This is a genomic window from Erythrobacter longus, assembly GCF_000715015.1.
GTDB classification, from domain to species: domain Bacteria; phylum Pseudomonadota; class Alphaproteobacteria; order Sphingomonadales; family Sphingomonadaceae; genus Erythrobacter; species Erythrobacter longus.
Genome location: NZ_JMIW01000001.1, coordinates 911,882 through 929,223, shown reverse-complemented (window position 1 = coordinate 929,223; position 17,342 = coordinate 911,882). Strand labels below are relative to the sequence as shown.

Genomic DNA, 17,342 nt, shown 5'->3' with positions numbered 1-17,342 from the left:
CCTCCCTGGATGTCGCGCAGGATTAGGCACCGGAAATTGATAAGGACTTAAGGAAAGGCGGTTTTTCTAGTCCTTTAGCGCCCGCGCCAGTGCGATAAACTCGTCGACGCTCACGGTCTCTGCACGGCGGGTGGGCTCAATGCCGACAGCTTCCATTGCGTCCAAGGCACCGGGCACACCTTTAAGGCTCTGGCGCAGCATTTTGCGACGTTGGCCAAAGGCGGCCTCGGTCAGGCGCTCGAGAGTTTTGGCATTCACTCCTTCAGGAGCCTCGCCAGCGGTTACGTGCACGATTGCGCTCATCACTTTGGGGGGAGGGGTAAAAGCGCTGCGGTGGACCTTCATCGCGAGTTTTGCGCTGCTGCGCCACTGCGCAAGCACTGCGAGGCGGCCATAGGCCCCCGTGCCAGCTTTTGCGACGATCCGTTCGGCGACTTCGCGCTGAAACATCAAGGTGAGCGATTGCCACTGCCCTGATTTTTGGGGCGGCCAGTCCTCTCCTGATAACCATCGCACAAACAGCGCCGTGCCGACGTTGTAAGGCAGGTTGGAAAGGACATGGAAGGGCGCGCCTTTCATCACTTCACCATGGTCCAGTTTCATCGCATCGCCTTGGATGACGGTAAGCTGTCCGGGAAACGCATCGCTCAATTCGTCGAGTGCGGGGAGGCAGCGGGCATCCATTTCAATTGCAGTGACATTCGCGCCAGCGCGAAGGAGCGCGCGGGTAAGGCCGCCGGGCCCAGGGCCCACTTCGAGCACATTGGCACCCGTCAGATCTCCGGGAAGGGCGGCGATGCGGTCCAGCAATTGCTCATCCAGAAGGAAGTTTTGTCCCAACGCCTTCGATGCGGAGAGGCCGTGCTTCGCGATGGTTTCTCTGATGGGGGGGAGAGTGGTCATGCGCCTTGGTCCGGGCCCACCCCCAACCCCTCCCGCAAGCGGGAGGGGAGCGAGACTTCGCTGCATAGCAGCGTTAGTCGCAGCGGGGTGGGCAATGCCCTAGTCAGCATTTTTGGCCCTAGCCTCAGCCATTTCGCCCGCCATCCGAATGGCCGCGATCATCGCGCCCGCATCCGCTTTACCAGTGCCTGCAATATCGAAGGCGGTGCCGTGATCGGGCGAAGTGCGGATAATCGGGAGGCCGAGCGTCACATTGACACCTTGATCAAACTCCAACGCCTTGATCGGGATAAGCGCCTGGTCGTGATACATACAAAGCGCCGCGTCATAGCTTGGCCGCATAATCGGCGTGAACAAGGCGTCGCCCGGAACAGGGCCAAAGGCACCAATACCCTTGGCCTTCAACGCCTCAATCGCAGGCGCAATGATGCGGGTTTCTTCATCGCCAAACTGGCCGTTTTCGCCCGAATGCGGGTTGAGCCCAGAGATCGCCAGGCGCGGGGAGGTAATGCCGAAATCGCGTTTGAGAGCGGCATCAACAATTGCCGCCTTATGCTCGATCAGCTCTTGGGAAATGAGGCTTGGCGCTTGCGCTAACGCGACGTGCACGGTGAGCGGCACGGTGCGCAAAGTGGGTCCTGCCAGCATCATCACTGCGTCTTCGGGGGCAAGCCCGCAAACGCTTGCGAGAAATTCGGTTTGTCCGGGGAAATCAAAGCCTATTTTGGCAAGTTGCGATTTGCTGACGGGGGCTGTCACAACGCCGCTGGCATTTCCGAGCAGAACCGCGCGAACGCTTTCTGCAAGCGAATGGAGCGCGAGCGCTGCACCCTCGTCATCAGGCTTGCCTGGGGTGTAGATCGCGTCTGCCCCGACCAGAACCGGCAGCCCCTCTCCAAACGCCTCTGTGGCTTCGCCCGCCTCGCCAATCGCGATCACTTTGTCGCCAGCGCCTGATGCCTCGCCGCAGGCACGAAGGACATCGAAACCGCCGACGACGAAGAAAGGCTGCTCTGCAGATTTCAGATGCTGATAGGCACCGAGGATTATCTCAGGCCCAATCCCTGCCGGATCACCTATCGAGACAGCAAGCGGTAAGCCGGACACCCCCGCACGCGCCTTAATTGTATTCGATATAGGCGTCGTTGCGCAGATCGCGCAGGTAACGCTGGGCGCGTTTGTTGATGCGTTCATCTTCGATGGAATTCATGACCGACTGGAACGTCGGAGCGCCTGCATCTTCGGGATCATCGCGGCCACACAGCATAAGCACGCGGACACCATCTTCGGCTGTACCAAAGGGAGGTGTGGTTTGACCGATCTGCATGTTAAGCAAGATCGATTGAAGCTGTTCGGGAAGCTGGCGCACCTGGATTTCCGGATTGGCCACAACCGATGCACCAATCGCGCTCATTGCATTTTCAGCATCCGCGCATCCGCTCAAGGTTTGGACATAATTGCCGAATCGCTCGATTGCAGCAGTCGCGTCGGCATCGCTCACACCATCGGGCAGTTCGATCGAGATCTGCTTGAGGCTAAGAACGGCGTCGCGCGGGTCAGCCATCAGGACCTGACGTTTGTCGATGAGGTAGATGATGGTAAAACCACCCGGAATGGCAAGCGGGCCGACCAATTGGCCTGGCTGCATGGTCTGCACAGCTTCTGCCATGGGTCCGGGCAATGTGCCAAGGCGAAGGAAATCCGTATCGCCACCCTGGATTGCGGTGGATGCTTCGGAGAATTGGCGCGCATAGGCCACAAAACTGCCGCCTTGTTGAAGCTGTTCAACGATGCGGTTCATGTTCTGGAGCACAGCTTCGCGGTTTTCAGCCGTCGCGCTCATGTAAATCTCGCCGAGGCGGTATTCTTCGGTCCCGCGCGAGGCTTCCAGGCGTTCCAAAACGCCGGTCACTTCTTCTGCGGAGACATTGACGAATGGGCTGATATTGCGGCGGATCAGGTTTTCCCACGCAAGCTCACCTTCGATCTGGCGCTTCAGAGCGTTTGCAGATGATCCGATCGATTCCAGATAGGTGTCCATCGCTTCGGTGTTTTGGCCGAAATTCTGTGCAGCCAGCTGGTTATAGGTCTGATCAATCTGGGCTTTTTGAACACCGATTTCCTGCGCTTCGGCGGCCTGGATTTTCAGCGTTTCGTCAATCAGGTTGCGCAGCACCTGCGCGCGCAAACGCTGCAACTCTTCCTCCGAAACGTTTGTTTGCGACGCATTGGTGATGAGCTTGACGCGCTGTTCAATGTCGGTGCCGGTGATGACGTAGCCATTGACCACGGCAGTGGCGCTGCGTTCGTTTGGATTGCCATCATCGAACACTTTCACATCCGCCGGTAGCCCGAATGGTGTGATCGGAGCAGGGGCCGCTGTGCTTTGGGCAAGAGCTGGCACCGTGGCCGTGCTCGATACCGCCAAGGCGAAAGCGCCCAGCGCCAGAAGAGGTGTGCGGATGGTTGAAATTACCTTCAAGGTCACGTTTTTGATCCCGGTTCTCGCAATACTTGTGTTTTCAAATTGGTGATGAGGATGGCCTGCGCTAAGGAGCGCTCAATCCGATTGGCGATCCCGTCTTGCCAACCCGGTTTGCTTACTCAGTGTGCCTGCTCAGGTTACGTACCATGTGTCCTCAACTACCAACCGCCGGCTTAACGCAGGCTGAGTGTGTTTTGCGGTTGCCCTTAACCCGTTTTTCGCTCGCTGCCAACGCGTATGCGCGCTTTGTTAAGAGCTGTGTTGAAGCGTAGCTAAAGGCCCACTGCTGGCTGGGGGGTTAACGGAAACCCAGATTGCGCAGCGCAAAGAAGACCTGGAAGCTGTTACCTTCCCTTGCGTCACCAAAGGTGATGAAATCGCGCCGCCATGTGGCTCCAAATTCGATGCAATCGTCACGGTAGGCAATGCCAAGACGAGTGCGGATGGGTTCAAATCCATCGGGGGTGAAGACCGGGTCTTCCTCTTCATCGGTGAGGTTAAACACGCCAGACCCGAAGACCGACCAATTGCGGCCAATGGTAAAGCGAGCAGCAGCGCGCAATTCCTCGCGATCCTGCAAATCTTCGACCGTCTGAATATTGCGGTCTAACCGCAGGTATCCCAGCTCTACATAATTGCGCTGGGACCCGACGGTTGCATCGATTTCATTGCGGCGAATGGCGAAATTGTCTTTGTCGAGACGGAAACGGTGGGTGAAGGAGACAAAATTGCGAAAGCGCACTTCGGTCCTGCCGACAAAGTCTGAAAACTTGTCCGACAGGCCGGTGCCGTCGGGGAAAATCTCTTCCTCGTTAGTCAGGCGATAGGATTGGCCGATGTTGGTTTTTACCCGCCATCCGGGGCGGTTCACTTCCCAGTCCATGCCGTATGTGACCCGCGCACCGTCTTCGACCCGGTCGTAGCCTGCAAAACGGTTGAGCGCGAAGAGGTTGGAATCCTCAAGGTCGATCGCGCGCGCATCTTCATTGGGCACCGCAAGATTGCGGATCGGCGGGCTTGCCACCAGCTGGATACGCGGGGTGAGGACCTGTGTGCCGCCAAACGCTTCGCCCACAAGGGGCCATTCCACGTCCACGGCCGCCGTTGCGACGCCGCGCGTGGTCCACCCTTCATTGCCGCGATAAACAGCGGTAAGGGTCGAAAGGGTGTCATTGGTGTTGTAAACATCGCCGCGCACAAGGCCGGTGAATGTCACTAGCTGGCCAAGGCCGGTAAGCGTGCGCAAATCCCACTTTGCCCCAGCAAAAGCGCGCTGCGTATCCTGACCCTCGTCACGCACCAGAGCGAGCGTGTTGGCCTGAACTTCCAACTGTCCACCCAGCACATCGCGGCCCACAATCTGGCGATAGTCGAGGGCAGGCAGCGCCAACGGCACTTGTCCCTGGTCCGCTGCAATCCTCAGAGTCTGTGTGGCCCACCCGGCGAGGCTGAAATAGGAATCGTCGTCAATCCGCTCCAGATTGATGGTCGAGCGCAAGCGATCATCGCGGCTAATGTCATAACGACGCAGGAACGTGCGGTCAGAGGCGATCCGAACCGACCCGGTCAACGACCATTCGGGCGAGAAGATAAACCGACCATTGGCAAAGAGATGCCCGCGCGGCTCGTTCGTGGTTGTCGGCGCTACCCCGAAATTGGCAACCCTGCTGCTGCTAGTGGCGTATCCGGTGATCTGATACGCGCCTTTCTCGGTGAAATGGCGAAACTGCGCCTCTGCCAAGGGTGCGGCACTGGTGAACACGCGCGTGCCCAAGGTGAGGTCTTTATTGTCAGCAAGGCGTGCGTAATATTCGCCCGACAGCTCTAATCCGTTGACCTGATCGACGCGGATGCGCGGCACCAGAAAACCGCTTTCCGCCCGGCCGTCGGTGCGAAGGGCAAGACCGGGCAGCGGCAAAAGCCGCGCTCCGAAAATTTCGAGCATCGCACCGTCAAAACGGATGCGGCTTTCTTCCGGGTCAAAGCGCACCCGGTCAGCCGTAATGCGCCAGCTTGGATCGCGTGCGCAGCCGTCTTCATCGGTCACGGGACAGGCGGAATATGCGGCGCTGTTTAGAGTGACGATCCCGTCCTCGCCACGCTCAGCCGAACGCGCGGCCAACCGTCCACCGGTGCGAAGCGCGATCAAGAGGTCATCCATCGCGCCCGCCTCAAAGGCGTCATTGAGTTCAACCGTTTCAGTGAAAACCTGATTGCCCGCCTTGTCGACAAACCGAACCGCGCCGCTGGCCGTGATTATGCCTGATTTGCGGTCCCATAAGACTTCATCAGCGCGCACCGATGCACGCGAATTGCGCAGGATCACTTGGCCCTTGGCAATGATGACGTCCGTCTCGGCGTTGTATTCGACCTCATTTGCTTCAAATTCAATCTGTTCGTTTGCGGCGGGGGCCTGTTGATCGGCTGCGTCGATCTCTTCTTGGGTCAGGGTTTTGGGCGCAGCACTTTCCTGCGCGGCAAGCGAGGAGGGCACAGCAAAGGCCGCGATCATCGCAATGTGCGACGCGCGCTGAACTCGCTTCAACATGACCCCGAAAGCTCCCGACATGGCTTGCCTATTGCACCGCTCACGCCTAATCGCAATCGGGTTTAAGGGGCAGGCACGCCTTGCCCACATCCCGGTGGTCTAAAGCACCGGTTAAAGCGTTCATTTTTTGCGGCTCACGCATTGAGCCAATTCGTCGGAGCAATCATGCAAATCGTCTTCACACAAACCCCTCCTGCACAAACGGCAACTGCTGCGACAATCGTGAACCAGGGGGAAACGCCAGCGGGCTTTGACCCAGTGCTCGCCGAAGGGGCGAAGGCTTCCCGCTTCAAGGGCACAGCTGGTCAAGTGTTCGAAGGCTTTGTCGGTGTTGATGGCAAGGCTGTGCGCGCGGCGTTAGTGGGGGCGGGTGAGGCGAGCGCCGATAATCGCCGTCTTAATCTGGAGCGGGCAGGCGGGGCAGCGATTGCCAAATACCTTCGGTCCGGGGAAGAGGCCATCGTTCTCGACCTTGGCGAAGCGGGCCTTTCTGCCGAAGATGCAGGCGCTGTTCTTTTGGGGGCAAAGCTGCGCAGTTGGGCGCATGATGAATATCGTACCAAGCTTGCCGCTGACAAAAAGATCACTTTGAAAACCGTCCACGTCGTCGGCGCGCCTGAGGGGACCGAGGCCGATTGGGAACGCAGCGCAGCGATTGCTCGCGGGGTGGAGTTCACCAAGAAACTCGTCACTGAGCCTGCGAATATCCTTCACCCTCAAAGCTTTGTTGAGCTTTGCAAGGAAGCGTTTGCCGGCACTGGCGCCGAGCTGATTGTGCTGGGCGAGGCGGAGATGACCGAGCTTGGCATGGGCGCCCTTCTTGGCGTGGGGCAGGGTTCGCGGCGCGAATCGCAAATGCTCGCCATCCGTTGGAACGGCGGCAAGGAAGGCGACAAACCAAGCGTGTTCGTCGGCAAGGGCGTGACCTTTGATACCGGTGGTATCTCGATCAAACCGGCTCCCGGCATGGAAGATATGAAGTGGGACATGGGCGGCGCTGGCGCGGTTGCTGGCGGAATGCTCGCTGTGGTCTCACGCAAGGCGAAGGCGAACGTCGTTGGCGTTATGGGCCTTGTAGAGAATATGCCCGACGGCAATGCGATCCGTCCCGGCGATGTCCTTACCACGATGAGCGGGCAGACCGTCGAAGTGCTCAACACCGATGCCGAGGGCCGCCTTGTGCTGTGCGATGCGCTGCATTGGGCGCAAGAAACATTTGATCCAGCGCACATCATCGATTTCGCAACTCTCACCGGCGCGATGATGGTTGCGCTTGGCAATGAATATGGCGGCATCTTCGCCAATGATGACGCGCTTGCTGACAAGATGCTGAGCGCGGGCAAGACCACCGATGACAAGCTGTGGCGGATGCCCCTTGGACCCGCTTACGATAAATTGATCAATTCACCCATCGCCGACATGAAGAACATCGGCGGGCGCTGGGCTGGCTCGATTACGGCGGCGCAATTCCTGCAACGCTTCATCAAAAAAGGCACCCCATGGGCGCACTGCGATATTGCGGGCATGGTGTGGTCGGACAAGCCGGGCGCAACCCACGAAAAGGGTGCCACCGGATACGGCGCGCGCCTGATCGATCAGTTTGTCGCTGACAACGCAGAGTAAGTGGCCCTTCTGCGAGTAATAATCTTCAACGGGTTCGCTGTTGCCGGTGGACTTTTCCTATTCGGCATCGCGCAGGAAGTTGTCTCTCTTTTCGTAGATCAGAGGACGATCCGCGCGGCTATTGTTTGTGGGATCATGTGCTTAGTCACTTTTGGTCTATACTTTTTAAAGGAACACACCAGAGAGTTTTACAGGTTTACAGCCTTGGCCACCGGAATACCTCTAATGGAGCTTTTCGAAGGTGGCTTTGGGTTCCTCTTGTTTGCAGCCGTCTATATTATCGGCGCTGGCTATCTTATTTTCTTATGGCGACCGCGTGAATGCTCTTCGGGATAGCCTGTGTTTACGGCTCCTAAATTGGAAAGTTAATCCATGCCAAAAATGCGCAAGAAAGGCGATCTTCCGTCGAAAGTGTGTCTCGCTTGCGGGCTCCCATTCACTTGGCGCAAGAAATGGGAACGCGACTGGGACAATGTGAAGTATTGTTCTGAGCGGTGTAAGCGTTCTAAGAACAGCGCCTGATGAAAGTGGATTTCTGGCAACTCTCGCGCGATCCGGTGGAAAAGGTCGTCGCTCTTATCGCTGGCCGCGTCATGGATGCAGGTGAGCGTTTGCTGGTTGTGAGCAAATCGCCCGAGCAACGCCAGACGATCTCTCGCGAACTTTGGAAAGCGGGGCCGGAAAGCTTTCTTGCCAATGGCGAGGCGGGCGTGGCGGGGGCTGAAAACCAGCCGATCCTGCTATCGGACACCGCCGAAGCGACCAATTCGGCCAGCCATGTCGTCTATGCCGATGGTGAATATCGCGAAGTGGAAGGGTTTGCGCGCACATTCCTGTTATTCGATGACGATACCGTAGAGGCAGCGCGCAGCACATGGCGCGGGCTTGATGGTGCTGAGGGCCTTGAACGTGCATTTTTTCGCCAGGACGGCGGCAAATGGGTTAAGGTCGCCTGACTGCTTGCGCATATAGCTCATTTGGGAGACATAGCCGAAGATCGTTTGGAGAATCGAGATGCGCTTTTTTGCAATGTTCGTGACTGTCGCTGCCGCGTGTTCGCTCGCCGCCTGTGGTTCAGAGCAATCGGCGACCATATCGGGCGAAGATGGCGAAAATGTCGAATATACGATCAATGACGAAGACGGCGAAACGAGCATGACCGTCGCCACGCCCGATGGGAATGTAACCATGCGGACGGGTGCGAATGTGCCGGTCGATCTTCCAGGTGGTTTCTCCTTGATCCCGGATGCTGAGGTGATCAGCAACACTGTTATCGATCAGGGCGATACAAAGGGCGCCCTACTTACCTTCCGCAGCGATAAGACACCGGATTCAATCACCGAGTTCTACCGGGCCGAGGCGCAAGCAGGCGGCTTTGATATACAGATCGAAACCAGCATGACCGGTAGCAGAATGATCGGAGGAGAGAGCAAGGCCAAGGGCATGACCTTCTCGGTCACAGCAACTTCGGACGGGGAAGGGACCACCGGACAACTGACCATAAGCGAGGATGTGGGCTAACCCGCCTGCTTCTTTCGACCTTCACACAAAACTTGAACTTGTGCGCGCCGGGGGCTAGGGCGCGCCAGCAATTCTGGCGTGCGCCTAACTTTTGCACGCCCCTCTCGCAAAACAAGGAATACATATCATGGCGGTTACCCGCACCTTTTCGATCATCAAGCCTGATGCCACCCGTCGCAACCTCACCGGCGCTGTGACTGCCAAGCTCGAAGAAGCTGGCCTTCGCGTTGTTGCTTCAAAGCGTATCCACATGACCAAAGAGCAAGCCGAAGGCTTCTACGCGGTCCATAAAGAGCGTCCTTTCTTTGGCGAACTCACCGAATTCATGATGAGCGAGCCGGTTGTCGTGCAAGTCCTCGAAGGCGAAGACGCCGTGAAGCGCAACCGCGACGTGATGGGCGCAACCAACCCGGCAGAGGCCGACGAAGGCACAATCCGCAAGGAATTTGCGCTTTCCATCGGTGAAAACACCGTCCACGGTTCGGACAGCGAAGAAAACGCGGCGATCGAAATCGCTTTCTTCTTCAACGACGACGAAATCGTCGGGTAAGCTGGTCACAGATTTGACTTGATAAGGGTCGTCCTTTGGGGCGGCCCTTTTTCGTTCTAGCTCTCGTTTGCAAATCGTTTGAGCTGTGCCGAGTGTTCCCGATGCGCGCCTTTTGCGCTTCCAGCCATTTGTGCAGCCATCGCTTGGTGGGCGCGTTCGGTCAGAGACAGGCCAAGATCGGCATAACAGCGCTTTATCGCGCTTTGCCAATCGGTGTTCAATTCGTCGAACTCAAGCCGGGAAATTGCCCCATCCCATGTCTTGAGCGCCTTGGCCATGCGTTCTTCGCGCAAGGTTATCTTGTGCTCCCACAGGGCCTCGATCGTCGCAATATCGCAATGGTCGCACTGGACCGCCATCTGGTTCGCGCATAGCGACACCGCGCTGCGCAATACCGCCTCATGGTCGCGGTGGGCAAGCACAAGGCGCGCATCGGGGAACTGCTCTAATAATGCGGGCAGATCCTCGGCAAAGGCGGGCACTTTCATCACCCTCGGCTTGTCCGCAATACCGCGCGATGCGGCATCGGTGCGCAATATGCGTGCAAATTCGCGGTAGATGGGCGCGGCCCCTCGCGCCTCGCTAAAAGCGCTGTACCAGGGGATGTGCCACTGCGATTCGTAAATCGAATGGTGGAGCGCGGCGGATATCCACGCCAGCTCCTCCTCAACCTCGCCCACGGCCATCGGGTGAATGGTTTGGAGCCATGGATTAAGCGCGCCCAGCATCGCCAGATCAAACGCCGATTTGACCCGGTTCATGCCAAACCGCCTTGGCACCGGGTGATAGGCATCCTGATACCGCGTGTGCGAATGCGCGGGGTCGGCGGCCAAAAGCTTGTGAATGCGCGTTGTCCCGCTGCGCATATGGCCGATGACGATGATCGGCGGGGCAAGCTTGGTTTCAAGCAGTTCCGGGCGTGTTTGCCAAAGCTCGCCAAACGCCAGACGGTTGCGGATCACCCGGACCAATTGCCCATGCGCCATCGCTTTGCCCAAAGCGTTGAGCTGTGCCTCATCCTTGATCGCAGCGCACAGTGTCTCCAATCGCAACCGGAAATCGGCCGCGTCATCGCGCCCGCGCCCGCCAAATTCGGCGGCGGCCGGATCGGCGACATTCCTGGCTGCAACCGCCCAAAGGCCCTCTGGCGTCAAATCGGGCGTGGGAAGCCATCCACGCTCCCATGCGCGCGACAAAAACGCATTGGCGCGGCTTGCCAATGGGCCACGAGACAAAAGATGTTCGCGTTCAAGCTTTGCCATCAGAACTGATCGGCTGCATCCATGAGCTTGGTTAGCCGCGACGGGGCACAGCTGCGCCAAGAGCGTTCCAGCCAGTCACTGACATGATCCCAATCGACATTTGGCCGATTAAGGATCAGCCCGACCCAGCCGCTCGCGCCGTAATAATCAGGCTTGTAATAGACTTCGGGCTGCGTCTCGACGAGGCTGAGGAGCTCGTCCATTCCCCCGGTTTTGACCAGCAATGCGATATGCTGCGACCCGTGGTGTTGTTGGCTAAAATGGGCGAAAAATTTGCCCGATTTTTCTGTCCCGACCCGGAACCCGGGCGATCCGTGGCTGTCACGTTCATGCGTTTCGGGAAGGGCCAATGCCAGTGCGCGCACCTTTTGAAACAGATAGTCGGGATCATTGCCCCTGTTCACATAATCGGCAACCGCGCGCGGATACAGCTGGTGTTCGGCAATCTTGACCCGCGCGGCGAGAGTATCGGGGGTGTCGTCGGCTGCGATTGCGACGCGAACCTGTGCCAGAACCTCGCCTGCATCAAGCTCATGGGTGACGATGTGAACGCTGGAGCCTGCATGGGTATCACCCGCTTCAATCGCGCGGGCAAATGTGTCGAGGCCTTTATATTTCGGCAGCAGTGAGGGGTGGATGTTGAGCATCCGGCCTGCCCACCGCTCCACAAAGCCTTGCGATAGGATGCGCATATATCCGGCCAGAACGATGTAATCCGCGCCTGCGTCGATGGCGGCGCGCTCCATTGCGGCGTCCTGGTCTTCGCGCGAATGGCCTTTGTGCGAATGGGCAAAGGTCACAACGCCTTCCAATGCGGCAAGTTTCAGCCCCTCGGCGTCCTCAACATTGCTCGCGACCAGCACAATTTCGAACGCAGCACCTTCAAGGCGGCTGGCGTATAGCAGCGCTGCCATATTGGTGCCGGTCCCTGAGATAAAGACGGCAATCCTGGCCCTATCGCCCTCAGGCAAGGTGCGTGGCCTCCCACTCCTCGCGACCGCCCCAGGTGCCCTGACTACCGCGGACGCTGCAGCCCCGGTCACCGGCTTCGATCCGGCCCACTTGGACAACGGTTTCCCCTGCCGCTTCAAGTCGCTCGGTCACGCTTGCAACGCGGTCCTCAGCCACGGCCAGCACCATGCCAACCCCGCAATTGAACGTGCGCGCCATTTCTTCAGGCTCAATCGCGCCTTGTGCTTGCAAGAATGCCATAAGGCGCGGCTGCTCCCACAGATCGGCATCCACTTTTGCATGAGCGCCCTTGGGCAGAATGCGCGGAATGTTTTCAAGCAGGCCGCCGCCGGTGATATGGGCAAGACCATGCACCAGCCCGTCGCGGATAAGCGGCAAAAGGCTGGCGACATAAATCCGCGTTGGTTCAATCAGCGCATCAATCAGCAATCGCTCAGGATCAAACAGGGCAGGGCGGTTTAATTTCCACCCCTTGTCTTCCGCGAGTCGCCGCACCAGCGAATATCCGTTGGAATGGACGCCAGAGCTCGCCAGACCGATCAACACATCGCCCGGTGCCACCTGATCGCCGGTCAATTGCTCGCCGCGTTCAACCGCGCCAACGCAAAAGCCTGCAAGATCATAGTCGCCTGTCGCATACATCCCCGGCATTTCGGCGGTTTCGCCGCCAATCAAAGCGCATCCAGCCTGTTTGCACCCATCCGCAATGCCCGCAACAACGCGCGTCGCGACCCCGTTTTCCAGTTTGCCGGTCGCAAAATAATCAAGGAAAAACAGAGGTTCAGCCCCCTGAACGATCAGGTCATTGACGCACATTGCAACCAGATCGATGCCGACCGTGTCGTGCCGGTCATGCTCAATCGCCAGCTTTAGCTTGGTGCCGACCCCGTCATTGGCCGCAACCAGGAGCGGGTCTTTGTAACCCGCAGCCTTCGGATCGAAAAAGCCGCCAAATCCGCCAAGCTCACTGGTCGCACCCGGGCGCGCCGTTGCCTTGGCCAAGGGCGCGATGGCTTTGACCAGTGCATTGCCTGCTTCGATCGATACACCTGCATCGGAATAAGTGTACGATGGGGTGTCAGATGAGTTTTTGCCTTCCATTTTTCGGGCTTTACCCCTTTAGGCTTGGAATTCCACACTGGTTTGGGCAAAGACGACAAAGATTTCCCCGATGGCGGCAATAGCACACCCTTCTGGCCCAATTTTGAGAGCCTCCTTTAGCGCCCGCTGGCTGCTTGCGAGCCTGTTTGCGCTTGCGCTGCTGGCAGGCGGCTATGCGTTTGTGCTCGCTCAGGTTTCTGGTGAGCGTGGAATCGCCCCCACTGCGTCGAGCGCGGATATCGAGGTGCGCGGGATTGAGGTTGATGTCAGGGGCGACAATGCCAATGACGCGCGCAGCAAAGGGTGGCGCGAAGCGGCGAAAAAGGCATGGCAAAAGGCGGGCGGCCCTGCGGTTTCCGACGCTCAGCTTGCAGGATTCGTTGCCGCAATCGTGATTCAGCGCGAGCGCGTCGGCCCCAAACGCTATGTCGCAACCTTGGGTGTCAGCTTTGACCGCCAAAGGGCCGGACGCCTTTTGGGAGGCGAGCGCGCTGGACGATCATCGGCGCCCATGTTGCTTGTCCCGGTCATGGTCAGTGGCGGGACTTACACCGCGTTTGAAGTGCGCAACCCGTGGCAGCGCGCGTGGGCAGAGTTTAATCCGGGCACGAGCCGGGTCGATTATGTCCGGCCAACAGGGGCTGGGGGCGATTCGCTTCTGTTCAATTTTGGACAGGCCGGACGGCGCAGCCGGGCTTGGTGGCGCTTGGCTCTTGACCAATATGGCGCAGCAGACGTGCTTGTCCCGATTGCAAAGCTTGACCACGCATTTCCCGGCGGCCCTATCACCGGCAGCTTTACCGCGCGCTACGGCCCGGACAACGTAGTGCTCGAAAGTTTCACTTTGAAAGCCGATGGCCCGGGACAGCTTCCGGCCATGCTGAGCGAAGCGGTTGATCGGATTGACCGGGCTTATGAACAGGCCTTGGTCGATGGTAAGCTACAGCCTGATCCAACCTTGCGGAATGGTGGTTCGAGCCAGGTCGACCCGGCGATTGCGCGGCTGATCGAAATCGGGCGGGCGATCCAGGCACGCGACCGCGCCCAGCGCGACGCGGCCTCAGCAGCCAGCAACACGGAACAGACGCCGCAAGCAACCACGCAAACGCCCGATACGGCGGCTGAAACCGTGCGCAGCTTCACCGTGCAATTTGCAACGCCTGATCCGATGACATTTGACGCAAGCTTGTCGAGTGTGCGGCAGGTGCCGGGCGTTCGCGGTGTTGCAGTGACCAGCACAGCGATGGGCGGCACGTCGGTCATGCGCGTGTCTTTCGCCGGCGAGATTTCCGTATTGGCATCGCAGCTTCGTTCGCGCGGGTTTGCCGTGAACGAGGGCGCAAACGCGCTTGCCATCAGCCGCTAAGAGCGCTCTTTGCATGGCCGCTGTGAACGATCATCCCTCGCAAATCGCGCTCCCGCTTACGATTGCAAGCGGGGTTGATGCGCAGCGTATTGTCCTTGGCAATGCCAATGCGCGCGTTGTCGAGGCGCTTCGCAATCCGGCAAGCTGGCCTTTTCGCACTGCTGTTCTGACCGGTCCGGAGCGTTCGGGTAAGTCGTTGCTGGGCCGCTGGGCCAAGGCACAAGGGATCGAAGTGATCGACGGCGCGGATGAGATGGATGAAACGCAGGTGTTTCACCGTTGGAACTCTGTCCAGGATGGCGGTTCAAATGCGGGCCAACCCCTGCTTCTGATCGCGAATACGACGCCTTGGGACGTCACGTTGCCCGATTTGAAATCGCGCCTTGGCGGATCGCTCCAGCTTTCTATTGGAGAGCCCGATGATGCCATGGCAGCGGACTTGATCGAAGCCCATGCGCAGGTGCGCGCGCTTTCATTGGCAGAAGGGGCCGCCGAATATCTGGTGCCCCGGACACGGCGCAGTTTTGCAGATATCGAAGCGCTTGTTGCGACGATTGATCGCATCAGCCTTGAACGCGCCCAGCCTGCCACCATGTCGGTATGGCGTGCCGCATTGGAAGCTTTGCATGGGCCGCCGCAGCCTAAGTTACTGTAGGCAAAACTGCTTTAATGCATATTTGCAAATTCGCCCGATTGGTGGGAGACTCCTCACATGTTCACAAAGCTCAAAGCCTATCTGGACTCGATCAAGGCGCGCGATCCTGCGCCGCGTTCACGTTGGGAAGTGCTCCTCTACCCCGGCGTTCTGGCTCTGGGCCTGCACCGCGTGGCGCATTGGCTGTTCAATGCCAAACTGTTCTTTCTCGCGCGGTTTGTGAACCATTTCAGCCGCTTGCTGACCGCAATTGACATTCACCCCGGTGCAAAAATCGGCAAGAATTTCTTCATCGACCACGGGTTTACGGTAATTGGCGAAACCGCAGAGATCGGCGATAATGTCACGATTTATCAATGCGTGACCCTTGGCGGGACCAATCCTACCAACGGCCTAGGTGGTAAGCGCCACCCGACACTTTGCGACAATGTGATTGTGGGTTCCGGCGCGCAGGTCATCGGTCCGATCACTGTTGGTGACAGAGCCCGGATCGGTGCCAATGCGATTGTTTTGGACGATGTGCCCGAAGGGGCGACCATGGTTGGGCTAAAAGCGCGTTCGACCCTTCTTCCGGCTGAGGAATGGATCAAGGAATTCATCCCTTACGGCACCCCGCTCAGCATGCAGTGCGAAGACGAAGAGGGCAATGCGGTCGACTGCGTTGAAAAGCTTGAGAGCGAATTGATCGCGATGAAAGCGGAAATCGCCGCGCTTAAGGCGGCCACTGCGCCGCCGCAGGGCAATGCGCAGGACAACGCGCGAGACCCGGTGGCGGACCCCGTGCAGGGCGCGCTTGATCTTGGCAAAAAGAGCGGGACTTCTGACTGATGAATGCAGGTTTTGGTCCCGGTGGCACCGGCCAGATTGTCGCCTTCCCGAGTAAGCGCACCGGGGGACAAGTGGGCTTTGAGCGCGAAGAGCTCCAGCGTATCCTTGACCTGTATGGCCGCATGGTCGCAGCCGGTGAATGGCGCGATTATGCGATGGACTTTGACCCGCGCGCGGCAACATTTTCGGCCTTCCGCCGCGCCGCAGAGCGTCCCAACTGCCGCATTGAAAAGCGCCCCAGCCTTCGCGCCAAGCAAGGCATGTACACGCTGTTTGGCGAACACGGTCAGGTCTTGAAGCGCGGCTCAGACCTAGCCAATGTCCTTGCGCCTATGGAGCGGCGTTTGGTTAAAGCGGTCGAGGACTAGGGTCACACAAAAGGCCCACACCAAAAAGGCCCCCGCACGAATACCGCGCGGAGGCCTTTTTTCTTATAAGTTCAAGCAGAATTACCCGCGCGCGCTTGAAGGACCGGTGCCGGTTACTTTTTGCATCGCTTTCAGGATTGCGCCTGACTGCTCAGCGCCCGATTGCGGAGCGATCAGGTTCGAGAAGTCGCTGATATCGTCCCAGCGCGCGGCAAAGCCTTCGACTGTGCGCTCACCATCGGGAAGCCAAACGGCGTCGTTCATCACAACCCATGACGAGTGGAAGCCGCCAGCGCCAGCGCCAACGATGGCGTTGGTTGGGGCGTCTTCGCTTACCAGGTAAAGTGCAGCGGGCACTACGTTTACGGGGTCGAACAGTTTGAAGGCTTCTTCTGGGAAGAGGTCTTCGGTCATACGCGTGCCGGCCACTGGTGAGAGCGAGTTTACGCGGATGTTGTATTTCGCGCCTTCGAGTTGCAGCGTCTTCGTCAGGCCAGCAAGGCCGAGTTTCGCCGCGCCATAATTGGCTTGGCCAAAGTTACCGAACAGACCGGTTGAAGATGCTGTCATCAAGATACGGCCATAACCTTGCTCGCGGAAGGTTTCCCAGCACGCTTTTGTGACGAATGCAGAGCCGGTGAGGTGAACTTTCACCACAAACTCAAAATCGTCCGGGGTCATCTTGGCGAATGTCTTGTCGCGAAGAACGCCCGCGTTGTTGATGAGGATGTCGATGCGGCCCCACTTTGCCTTGGCGTCCGCGACCATCTTTTCCATCTGGTCATATTCGGTGACCGAACCGCCATTTGACATGGCTTCGCCGCCCATGGCTTCGATTTCTTTCACGACTTCAAGAGCCATGTCAGAGTGGCCGGTGCCATCACGCGCGCCGCCAAGATCGTTAACGACGACTTTTGCGCCGCGGCGGGCAAGCTCAAGCGCGTATTCGCGGCCCAGACCGCCACCTGCGCCGGTGACGATGGCTACTTTGTCTTTGAAGTCGATGCTCATGGGATCGTTCCTTTCCGTGCAAAATTGTTTTTATATCTGTTGAGGGGGTGCAGGCTTTACGCCCACGTAAACTCAAGTGTGAGCGCTGCGTGGCAGGATTTTCGCTGCGTTGCAACAGGGGTGTTTGCCCGAGCGCGCTGCCGTAGCGT

The 17,342-nt window shown here is 58.5% G+C and carries 17 protein-coding genes; 9 read left to right on the top strand and 8 right to left on the bottom strand.

The genetic code is table 11. The features are described from left to right. Positions 1 to 66 precede the first annotated feature (66 nt). The 4 genes from rsmA to EH31_RS04555 form a co-directional block, all read right to left on the bottom strand. The gene (rsmA, locus tag EH31_RS04570; RefSeq protein WP_034958347.1) at positions 67 to 903 is read right to left on the bottom strand and encodes a 16S rRNA (adenine(1518)-N(6)/adenine(1519)-N(6))-dimethyltransferase RsmA; all 837 of its coding nucleotides are present in this window, start codon (positions 901 to 903) and stop codon (positions 67 to 69) included. Positions 904 to 1,002: 99 nt separating this feature from the next. After that, the gene (gene pdxA / locus EH31_RS04565) at positions 1,003 to 2,010 is read right to left on the bottom strand and encodes a 4-hydroxythreonine-4-phosphate dehydrogenase PdxA (protein WP_034958346.1); all 1,008 of its coding nucleotides are present in this window, start codon (positions 2,008 to 2,010) and stop codon (positions 1,003 to 1,005) included. Between the two features lie 13 nt (positions 2,011 to 2,023). Beyond that, positions 2,024 to 3,391 (bottom strand): peptidylprolyl isomerase, encoded by a 1,368-nt coding sequence (locus EH31_RS04560; RefSeq protein WP_338390470.1) that lies wholly within the window; start codon positions 3,389 to 3,391, stop codon positions 2,024 to 2,026. 295 nt (positions 3,392 to 3,686) lie between these two features. Next, positions 3,687 to 5,957: an LPS-assembly protein LptD gene (locus EH31_RS04555; protein WP_152553452.1), complete on the bottom strand. Its 2,271-nt coding sequence runs from the start codon at positions 5,955 to 5,957 to the stop codon at positions 3,687 to 3,689. Between the two features lie 144 nt (positions 5,958 to 6,101). Between EH31_RS04555 and EH31_RS04550 the strand changes: the two genes are divergently transcribed. From EH31_RS04550 to ndk, 5 genes are all read left to right on the top strand, one after another. Then, positions 6,102 to 7,559 (top strand): leucyl aminopeptidase, encoded by a 1,458-nt coding sequence (locus EH31_RS04550; protein WP_034958344.1) that lies wholly within the window; start codon positions 6,102 to 6,104, stop codon positions 7,557 to 7,559. Between the two features lie 372 nt (positions 7,560 to 7,931). Further along, positions 7,932 to 8,081 (top strand): DUF2256 domain-containing protein, encoded by a 150-nt coding sequence (locus EH31_RS17165; protein ID WP_081853211.1) that lies wholly within the window; start codon positions 7,932 to 7,934, stop codon positions 8,079 to 8,081. Further along, on the top strand, positions 8,081 to 8,515 hold the full coding sequence (locus tag EH31_RS04540; protein WP_034958342.1) for a DNA polymerase III subunit chi: 435 nt from the start codon (positions 8,081 to 8,083) through the stop codon (positions 8,513 to 8,515). The genes EH31_RS17165 and EH31_RS04540 overlap by 1 nt, the downstream gene beginning before the upstream one ends. A 58-nt stretch (positions 8,516 to 8,573) precedes the next feature. Next, positions 8,574 to 9,080 (top strand): hypothetical protein, encoded by a 507-nt coding sequence (locus EH31_RS04535; RefSeq protein ID WP_034958341.1) that lies wholly within the window; start codon positions 8,574 to 8,576, stop codon positions 9,078 to 9,080. Positions 9,081 to 9,207: 127 nt separating this feature from the next. Further along, positions 9,208 to 9,630 carry a nucleoside-diphosphate kinase gene (ndk, locus tag EH31_RS04530; protein WP_034958340.1) on the top strand — a complete coding sequence of 141 codons (423 nt, stop codon included), beginning with the start codon at positions 9,208 to 9,210 and terminating at the stop codon, positions 9,628 to 9,630. 56 nt (positions 9,631 to 9,686) lie between these two features. Here ndk and EH31_RS04525 read toward each other — a convergent pair whose 3' ends face one another. From EH31_RS04525 to purM, 3 genes are read right to left on the bottom strand one after another with little or no spacing between them, the layout of a single operon-like run. Next, positions 9,687 to 10,892, bottom strand: a complete 1,206-nt coding sequence (locus tag EH31_RS04525) for a sulfotransferase (RefSeq protein ID WP_034958339.1) — start codon at positions 10,890 to 10,892, stop codon at positions 9,687 to 9,689. Next, positions 10,892 to 11,863 carry a phosphoribosylglycinamide formyltransferase gene (purN, locus tag EH31_RS04520; protein ID WP_034958337.1) on the bottom strand — a complete coding sequence of 324 codons (972 nt, stop codon included), beginning with the start codon at positions 11,861 to 11,863 and terminating at the stop codon, positions 10,892 to 10,894. Before purN ends, EH31_RS04525 begins: the two co-directional genes overlap by 1 nt. Next, on the bottom strand, positions 11,856 to 12,965 hold the full coding sequence (gene purM, locus EH31_RS04515) for a phosphoribosylformylglycinamidine cyclo-ligase (RefSeq protein WP_034958336.1): 1,110 nt from the start codon (positions 12,963 to 12,965) through the stop codon (positions 11,856 to 11,858). The genes purN and purM overlap by 8 nt, the downstream gene beginning before the upstream one ends. 70 nt (positions 12,966 to 13,035) lie before the next feature. On the opposite strand from purM, the gene EH31_RS04510 reads away from it, so the two are divergent. From EH31_RS04510 to EH31_RS04495, 4 genes are read left to right on the top strand one after another with little or no spacing between them, the layout of a single operon-like run. Then, entirely contained in the window at positions 13,036 to 14,331 is a 1,296-nt protein-coding gene (locus EH31_RS04510; RefSeq protein WP_034958334.1) for a hypothetical protein, read from the top strand. Positions 14,332 to 14,344: 13 nt separating this feature from the next. Further along, positions 14,345 to 14,986, top strand: coding sequence for a P-loop NTPase family protein (locus EH31_RS04505; RefSeq protein WP_034958332.1), 642 nt, complete (start codon positions 14,345 to 14,347; stop codon positions 14,984 to 14,986). Between the two features lie 57 nt (positions 14,987 to 15,043). Next, entirely contained in the window at positions 15,044 to 15,814 is a 771-nt protein-coding gene (epsC, locus tag EH31_RS04500; protein WP_081853210.1) for a serine O-acetyltransferase EpsC, read from the top strand. Beyond that, positions 15,814 to 16,182: a DUF2794 domain-containing protein gene (locus EH31_RS04495; protein ID WP_034958331.1), complete on the top strand. Its 369-nt coding sequence runs from the start codon at positions 15,814 to 15,816 to the stop codon at positions 16,180 to 16,182. Before epsC ends, EH31_RS04495 begins: the two co-directional genes overlap by 1 nt. 81 nt (positions 16,183 to 16,263) lie before the next feature. On the opposite strand, the gene EH31_RS04490 is transcribed toward EH31_RS04495, so the two are convergent. Continuing rightward, a complete protein-coding gene (locus EH31_RS04490) occupies positions 16,264 to 17,193 on the bottom strand; it encodes an SDR family NAD(P)-dependent oxidoreductase (protein WP_034958330.1) in 930 nt (309 codons plus the stop codon). Positions 17,194 to 17,342 lie beyond the last annotated feature (149 nt).

Coding starts and splice junctions, on each gene's coding strand:
- rsmA (WP_034958347.1), bottom strand. CDS start 903: ATGACCACTCTCCCCCCCATCAGAGAAACCATCGCGAAGCACGGCCTC.
- EH31_RS04555 (WP_152553452.1), bottom strand. CDS start 5,957: ATGTCGGGAGCTTTCGGGGTCATGTTGAAGCGAGTTCAGCGCGCGTCG.
- EH31_RS04550 (WP_034958344.1), top strand. CDS start 6,102: ATGCAAATCGTCTTCACACAAACCCCTCCTGCACAAACGGCAACTGCT.
- EH31_RS17165 (WP_081853211.1), top strand. CDS start 7,932: ATGCCAAAAATGCGCAAGAAAGGCGATCTTCCGTCGAAAGTGTGTCTC.
- EH31_RS04540 (WP_034958342.1), top strand. CDS start 8,081: ATGAAAGTGGATTTCTGGCAACTCTCGCGCGATCCGGTGGAAAAGGTC.
- EH31_RS04535 (WP_034958341.1), top strand. CDS start 8,574: ATGCGCTTTTTTGCAATGTTCGTGACTGTCGCTGCCGCGTGTTCGCTC.
- ndk (WP_034958340.1), top strand. CDS start 9,208: ATGGCGGTTACCCGCACCTTTTCGATCATCAAGCCTGATGCCACCCGT.
- EH31_RS04525 (WP_034958339.1), bottom strand. CDS start 10,892: ATGGCAAAGCTTGAACGCGAACATCTTTTGTCTCGTGGCCCATTGGCA.
- purM (WP_034958336.1), bottom strand. CDS start 12,965: ATGGAAGGCAAAAACTCATCTGACACCCCATCGTACACTTATTCCGAT.
- EH31_RS04510 (WP_034958334.1), top strand. CDS start 13,036: ATGGCGGCAATAGCACACCCTTCTGGCCCAATTTTGAGAGCCTCCTTT.
- EH31_RS04505 (WP_034958332.1), top strand. CDS start 14,345: ATGGCCGCTGTGAACGATCATCCCTCGCAAATCGCGCTCCCGCTTACG.
- epsC (WP_081853210.1), top strand. CDS start 15,044: ATGTTCACAAAGCTCAAAGCCTATCTGGACTCGATCAAGGCGCGCGAT.
- EH31_RS04495 (WP_034958331.1), top strand. CDS start 15,814: ATGAATGCAGGTTTTGGTCCCGGTGGCACCGGCCAGATTGTCGCCTTC.
- EH31_RS04490 (WP_034958330.1), bottom strand. CDS start 17,193: ATGAGCATCGACTTCAAAGACAAAGTAGCCATCGTCACCGGCGCAGGT.